The sequence below is a fragment of the Corynebacterium sp. genome (assembly GCF_030826625.1).
Lineage (GTDB): Bacteria > Actinomycetota > Actinomycetes > Mycobacteriales > Mycobacteriaceae > Corynebacterium.
The window spans coordinates 1-7,064 of the sequence record NZ_JAPJNQ010000096.1 but is presented as its reverse complement, the minus strand read 5'-3'; the positions used below and the strand labels follow the sequence as shown (position 1 = coordinate 7,064).

Below are 7,064 nucleotides of genomic sequence, written 5' to 3'. Positions count from 1 at the left end.
CGTCCCGGCGTGGCATTGGCCAAGTGATTTCTTCGACGATTTTAATGCGCTCGGTGTAATCGACGCCTTCAGCTTTCAGATCATTGATTTCCTCGCCTCGCGCTGCCGATTGCTGAGCTTGCAGCAGCTGGCGAGGGTCATCCAAAATAGCCTCGAACGTTGAAATGACATCCAAGGTGTAAGTCGGGGAGTCTGGATCCCATAGTCCTACCGCAGCCAGCGCGAACGGTGCCAAGGGCTGGTTCAATGCGAAATCCCGCTGGAGCTCCTCTGTGAGGTGGTAACGCCGACCGTATTCATCGGAGCCAGCAGGTGAATCCGGTTTGTCGATGATACCCGCATTGCGCAGGCCACGAAACAGTGACGTTGCAGCCAAAATTGCTTGGTTCTGCTGGGTGCGCGTGTCATGATTAGTGCGGATCAAATGCTTGACATGCTCATAGACATCGCCAGGGCGCGCGATGAGATTCAACAGCATGGAGTTGCTCATCTGGAATTGACTGGTCAAAGCTTCAGGCTCCGCGTCGATGAGCCGCTGATAGGTTTTTTCAGACCACGAGACCTCGCCGTCGCGCGGGGCCTTTTTCTTCAATTTCTTCAGTCGTTTTGGGTCGTCGCCAGCTTTGCGACGCATTTTTGCGTTTTCGATTTCAAACTCCGGCGCAAGCACGACGACGGTGCCTTCTGTGTCGTAGCCGGCCCTGCCAGCTCGCCCTGCAATCTGGTGGAATTCACGCGACTTCACGATGCGCTCACGTCGACCGTCGAATTTTGCCAGTCCCGTCATCAGTACGGTGCGGATGGGAATGTTAATGCCGACGCCGAGAGTGTCAGTACCACAGATCACTTTCAGCAAGCCGGTTTGAGCCAATTTTTCGATCAAACGGCGGTATTTTGGCAGCATTCCCGCGTGATGCAAGCCGATACCGCGGCGTATCATTTTGGATAATTGTTTGCCGAAAGTGGTGCTGAAGCGAAAATTACCGATCTCGTCGGTCATGCGTTGCTTCTCTTCGGCGTTGAGGAACGAAGTTCCGGTTAGCGATTGCGCTTGCTCAGTGGCTTTGCGCTGCGAGAAGTGTACGACATAGATCGGTGCTTTATTGTCTTCGACGAGCTTTTCGATCATTTCCTCGACGGCAATGAATTCATAGCTAAACGACAACGGAACCGGGCGGGTTGCGCCCGAGACAAGAGTCGTTGTACGGCCGGTACGGTTGCTCAAGTCTTCGCGCAACCAGGTGACGTCGCCGAGAGTAGCTGACATCAAGATGAATTGTGCTTGCGGTAATTCTAGCAGCGGAACCTGCCATGCCCAGCCACGATCAGGTTCCGAATAGAAATGGAACTCGTCCATCACAACCTGATCGATGCGGGCATTTTTTCCGTCGCGTAGAGCGATATTCGCGACGATTTCCGCAGTTGCAGCGATGATCGGAGCATTGCCGTTGACAGTGGCATCGCCCGTCATCATGCCCACGTTTTCAGGCCCGAAGACTCCGCAAAGCGCAAAGAATTTTTCGCTGACGAGTGCTTTGATCGGCGCGGTATAGAATGACCGCTTGCCTTCTGCAAGGCAGAAAAAATGCGCCGCAGTGGCGACCATGGTTTTGCCGGAGCCGGTCGGCGTAGACAAGATCACGTTATCGCCAGCGAGCGCCGCGAGACTCGCTTCTTCCTGAGCAGGGTAGAGCGAGATATTTTTCTCACGAGTCCATCTCAGAAAAGACTCCCAGATCGATTCTTCTAGTAATGAAGAAGGTACTTCTGACAGATCGGGCACTACGTCGTTGAGGTTCACACTCACCACCGTAGTCGATATTCGAGGTGCTATTCGGTGTCGTCGTCCTGGGCGTCGTCTCGTGCGTCGCTATCCAACGAGTCGAGGAATTCTTCGAAAGACGCGCCGATCTCCTCGCCAGTGGGCATGTTTTGCTCACCAGGCAGAATCGCTTGTGGATTCTTCTCCCGATAACGTTCGAGCCCTTCGTCGAATTGCTCTTCCAAGCCGGCAACGAGAGACTGTACTTCGTCGGCCTGGTCAACTTGTTCTTCGAGTTGATGATTGACGCGCTGGATATCGTGTTCCAGACTGCCCAATGGCAAGTCTAGCCCGCTGACACTAGCGACTGACCGTAACAGATTATAGGTAGCCAGTGGATACGGCGACGATGCGAGGTAGTGCGGGACATGGGCGGTATATCCGGCGACATCGCGCCCCCGCTTATGCAGGGCACGCTCGAGGTAGAGCGCTGCAGAGCCGGGAACCATCAATTTTTGATCCCAGGAGACTAAACGATCGATCAATTTCGGAGCGTTGCCGTGACCGGAAATCGTCATCGGGCGGGTATGCGGAACTGTCATTGGTGCTGCGTACAGGCAGATAGTTTGCTGGATATCAAGTTTATCTGCGAGGTCTGCGACAGCTTCGGTGAAAGCGTTCCACCGCAAATCTGGCTCTGGGCCGGACAACAGCAAAAAAGGCTTACCCTGGCTATCGCGTAAGGCCTTGATATCTATTTCTGTGTCTTCGATTTCTACTGGTTGGCTATTAGCAATGGTTACTGCGGGGCGCCGCGAGCGGTAATCGATGAGCTCATCGGAATCGAACGTGGCAACCGGACAGTGATCTAAAGCTGAAACGAGATGATCAGCCGCACCTTCGATAGCCATGCCAGCGTCGGCGTAGCCATTCAACGCCACCACGAGAGTTAAGGCGTCGTCGGTATTGCCCCCTACATCGGGTGCCGGATATTCCAGTTCGTAAATCTCACGTGCTTCGTCGTACATTGGCGCACCTCCTCATTGCATTCTATCGCCGATAGCATCTTAATGGCATGTTGACTGTTCCATAGACGCAGCACAACAAACGTAAACTTTGCGTTAATTGCAAGATGAGCTCGTGGGAGCTGTGGATAGCTCGAGTTATCCACAGAAAAATGAGCATCGAGGACGACGGGCTAGCCGTGGGCGTGCGCAGCTTCGATACTTATTGGCATGAGCCGACAGCATAGAAAAAGACAGCACACAAAAAGACAGCACAGCGAAACGCTGCGCAATGAAGCGCTCCACAGTGAAGCGCTGCAGAAACCCATCCCAAGTGAGCACCATAGCGAGCATGCCCGTGGTCCATTGGCGTCTACCCCAGATGAACTGATAGCTAATTTGCCGGGGCTTTTGGGATTTTATCCGGAAGAATCTTTTATTGTTCAGGGGTATTATTCGCGTGCGGATGGCAGCGCGTGTATCGGACCGACAGTGCGGGTTGATCTATCCGCTGAGTTGCCGGTTGGCGAAATCGCGAGTTATCTACACAACGCGGATTGCTCATTCCATCTCGGCTTTGTAGTGAGCAAACGAGCAACGTGCTCCCTGCAGGAAGATCAACGGCGAAGCCTCCGTAATCTCGGCTGGTATCACTCATTGCGCGATGCGGTAGATACCAACGACATTAGTCTCATGGGATGCTGGCTCGTTGAAGAGACCCGACAAAATGCGCGTTATCGGTTACTTTTTGGAAGCAAAATTCTTGACGACGAATGCACTTCATCGGTTTGGCGTAGTGGAGAAGTAGCATCAGTCATGGGCTCGCCGGCGATGCGGCCGTGGAGTAAGAGAAATGAATTACCGAGTCTGACGAGGGATGAAGCATTTGAGTATTTGCTCGGCGATCAGCAGGATGATCGTGATGCTGAACGCGCTGAGCGTACGCGGAGACTGGTGCGAGATGTCGATAGATTGGGCAGCATAAAAGACTATGCCACCGGTGATGCATTGGTGCTCGTCAACGAAATTGCTGAATCTGGGTTGAGTGCTGTCGAGTTGCTCGCCGAAAACGATATTGTGGAGACAGTCGGATTGTGGATGTCACGCACGGATATCCGCGACCAAGTCATGGAAGTGATGGTGCTTAACCCGCAGCCAGCGAAAGAACTGCTAATCGCTACCGTGCGCAGTTTTATCGGTTTGCCGCGGATCAATGCGCTGGCGACTCTCGCGATTGTGTTTCTCGAGCTGGGAAAAACCCTGAATGCCAGCCAAGCTCTCACTGTGGCGTTGCACGAAGCTCCAGACCACCGCCTGAGTCAATTACTATTTGCTGCGCTGAGCTCAGGGGCCCAGGATGAAGCTTTAAGCGCGATTAAGCGTGGGATTCTGGATGAGAATGGGCGCTAGTCCCCAAATTACGGGTGAATGCCCAAGCGTCTGCGACGATGGTCGGCAGATCCGTTCGCGTTGGTTTCCATCCAAGCTCAGTCATGATCTTGTCGGAAGAAGCAATCAAAGTTGCCGGATCACCGTCACGGCGTGGTGCTAATTCCGCGGGGATAGGGTGGCCGGTGGTTTCGCGTACTTGTGCAATGACTTGCTGTACCGAGTAGCCGTCGCCAGAACCCAGGTTATAGATTTTGTGTACACCTGCGGTGTTTGCTTCGAGCGCAAGCAGATGTGCCTCGGCCAAATCGCGAACATGGATGTAATCGCGTACCGCAGTTCCATCTGTGGTGGGATAATCATCGCCGAAGATCATAATCTTTTCACGATGTCCCAGCGCTACCTGCAAAATCAGGGGGATGAGATGGGTTTCGATAGCCCGATTTTCACCGATGTTTCCGTGAGCACCGGCAACGTTGAAATACCGCAACGAGGTCGCTGCCAACCCGTGCGCGGCAGCATAGGAACTGATTATGTGATCAATGGCGAGCTTGCTAGCCCCGTAAGGATTGGTGGGTGCGGGCGCTGCTGATTCAATGATGGGGACTGAAGCAGGCTCGCCGTAGGTTGCAGCGGTTGACGAAAAAACAAGATTAGATACGCCGTGCGCACGCATCGCATCGAGAAGTTGTAAAGACGTGACGACGTTAGAGTGCCAATAAAGCTCGGGAGCTGCTACTGATTCACCTACGAGACTGCGGGCCGCACAGTGCACCACGGCATCGATGTTTCGGTGTTTGAGGGTGTCATCGATGACTTCGGAGAGCTCGCCTTCTAGCAATTCGGCTTTCGCCGGTACCGCAGAACGGTTTCCTGTCGAAAAGTCATCGATGATCGTGACCTCATGGCCTGCCTCGAGCAAGACTGCGCTGCATACGCTTCCAACGTATCCGGCGCCGCCAGTGACCAGCACGTGCATACTAATTGTGGCTCCCGTGAATCAGTAAATAGCTGCGAATGTCATCGCCTACTTAGTTGCAATGCGTACGGCGTGACCGAGAGTCTCGTTTAAAACGACCTTTGGACCGTTTCCTGCGGTCAAAATGACAGAGTGGCCGTAATTGACGACGTTGACGCTGGCACCAACGACGATTCCGGCTTCGGTGAGCTCACGCAGGCGATCACCTTCGACCTGCAAGATCTCGTTGATCTGCGCAACAGTACCTTCGATTTCTTCTTCTTCTGGAAGATCAATCGCACGCGCAACCTTAGGCACCGAGGGGGCATCGACTCCCAGTTCGTCTAATGCCGGAACCGGGTTACCAAATGGTGAACGGGTGCAGTCTTTCACGATGGAGGTCACGCGACGCTCCACGTTATCGCTCATGACGTGCTCCCATCGGCAGGCTTCGTCGTGCACGTCGTGGATGTCAACGCCGAGGACTTCAGTCAGCAGAAGTTCGGCTAAGCGGTGCTTGCGCATAACTTTGGTGGCTAATTCGCGGCCGCGTGCGGTCAAATCTAAGCTGCGATCTGGGCGCACGTGAAGCAGCCCGTCGCGCTCCATGCGGGCAACAGTCTGGGAGACCGTCGGGCCAGATTGTTCTAAACGCTCTGCGATACGAGCGCGAAGTGGGGTGATGCCTTCTTCTTCAAGCTCATAGATGGTACGCAGGTACATCTCTGTCGTATCGACTAAGTCCCTCACTCTGGGAAACCTTCCTGTTATTCGTCTAATGCCTGTGAATCATTCTAGCGCAAAATGTAGGCCTGGTACGGAACTACCAGACCTACTGTGCTCCGCTAAGGAGCTAATAAATCGTGCCTATAACGCATATTCGCGCAGTCGATCGGCACGGTGGCCGTCACGAAGTTTCGCCATCACTTCACGCTCGATCTGGCGTACGCGTTCACGTGAGAGCTCGAAGCGTCGACCAATCTGGTCCAGCGTGCGTGGAACGCCATCGTCGAGACCATAACGTAGACGAATTACGTCTTGTTCCCGTTGTTCTAGCGTCCCGATAACGTCGCGGATATCTGAGTGGCGCAGCGAGGCGACCACAGCTGATTCTGCGTCGGTAGCTTCAGCGTCCTCAATAAAATCACCCAATGGTGCTTCTTCGTCCGCACCGACGGGCATATCCAGCGAGACCGGATCACGCGATTGGTGTAGGAGCATCTCAATTTTATCTTCTGGGATTCCGGATTCTTCCGAAAGCTCCTCGTTGGTGGCTTCACGACCCAGTGACTGATACATCTCTCGCTTGATACGCGAAAGTTTATTCACCTGCTCAACCAAATGAACTGGAAGGCGAATGGTGCGTGATTGATCTGCCATTCCACGAGTAATTGCTTGGCGAATCCACCAAGTGGCATACGTGGAGAACTTGAACCCTTTGTCATAGTCAAATTTCTCCATCGCGCGAATAAGTCCGAGGTTGCCTTCTTGGATCAAATCCAACAATGGCATTCCACGGCCGGTGTAGCGCTTAGCCAGAGAGACAACCAATCGGAGGTTAGCCTCAAGCAGATGTGACCGTGCCTTTTTGCCCTGTTTTGCCAAGACCTTTAAGTCGCGCTTTTTAGCGCGGGTTAAATGTTGTTCGGGATCGTTTAATAGGTGCTGGGCATACAGACCCACTTCGATTTGTTGAGCTAATTCAATCTCATCGTCGGCAGTTAAAAGATCAGTTTTGCCAATGCCGTTGAGATAAACGCGAACTAAATCCGCAGAGGGATTGTCGTTAGTGTGGCCACGACGAGAGCCGCGATCCTGCTCTTCTTCTTCGAATTCTTGCACGGGAGCGGTAGTCACTGTGATGGCCTCCTCAAGTTGCCGTTTACATAGCTTCTAACGGATCGCTGTGCGGGATTGTTCCCGGTGCCATGGCGGGGGTAGTTTTTGGGGG

6 protein-coding genes are annotated in these 7,064 nt (G+C 53.5%); 1 reads left to right on the top strand and 5 read right to left on the bottom strand.

Annotation, left to right across the window (positions count from 1 at the left end; genetic code table 11):
* Positions 1-1,801: RNA helicase (locus RCH87_RS09665; RefSeq protein ID WP_306516493.1), on the bottom strand; the 1,801-nt coding region annotated here is incomplete at its 3' end.
* A 29-nt stretch (positions 1,802-1,830) separates the two neighbouring features.
* The gene (locus tag RCH87_RS09660) at positions 1,831-2,790 is read right to left on the bottom strand and encodes a PAC2 family protein (protein WP_306516492.1); all 960 of its coding nucleotides are present in this window, start codon (positions 2,788-2,790) and stop codon (positions 1,831-1,833) included.
* 207 nt (positions 2,791-2,997) lie between these two features.
* Here RCH87_RS09660 and RCH87_RS09655 point away from each other — a divergent pair, with 207 nt between their 5' ends.
* Complete coding sequence (locus RCH87_RS09655; RefSeq protein WP_306516491.1) at positions 2,998-4,176, top strand: DUF4192 domain-containing protein; 1,179 nt, start codon at positions 2,998-3,000, stop codon at positions 4,174-4,176.
* Here RCH87_RS09655 and galE read toward each other — a convergent pair.
* From galE to RCH87_RS09640, 3 genes are all read right to left on the bottom strand, one after another.
* Positions 4,142-5,134 carry a UDP-glucose 4-epimerase GalE gene (gene galE / locus RCH87_RS09650; protein ID WP_306516489.1) on the bottom strand — a complete coding sequence of 331 codons (993 nt, stop codon included), beginning with the start codon at positions 5,132-5,134 and terminating at the stop codon, positions 4,142-4,144. The two genes, RCH87_RS09655 and galE, sit on opposite strands and share 35 nt — an antisense overlap.
* A gap of 48 nt (positions 5,135-5,182) precedes the next feature.
* Positions 5,183-5,863, bottom strand: coding sequence for a metal-dependent transcriptional regulator (locus tag RCH87_RS09645; RefSeq protein WP_306516487.1), 681 nt, complete (start codon positions 5,861-5,863; stop codon positions 5,183-5,185).
* 117 nt (positions 5,864-5,980) lie between these two features.
* Positions 5,981-6,970 (bottom strand): sigma-70 family RNA polymerase sigma factor, encoded by a 990-nt coding sequence (locus RCH87_RS09640; RefSeq protein ID WP_306516486.1) that lies wholly within the window; start codon positions 6,968-6,970, stop codon positions 5,981-5,983.
* Positions 6,971-7,064: the final 94 nt, after the last annotated feature.

Coding starts and splice junctions, on each gene's coding strand:
- galE (WP_306516489.1), bottom strand. CDS start 5,134: ATGCACGTGCTGGTCACTGGCGGCGCCGGATACGTTGGAAGCGTATGC.
- RCH87_RS09660 (WP_306516492.1), bottom strand. CDS start 2,790: ATGTACGACGAAGCACGTGAGATTTACGAACTGGAATATCCGGCACCC.
- RCH87_RS09655 (WP_306516491.1), top strand. CDS start 2,998: ATGAGCCGACAGCATAGAAAAAGACAGCACACAAAAAGACAGCACAGC.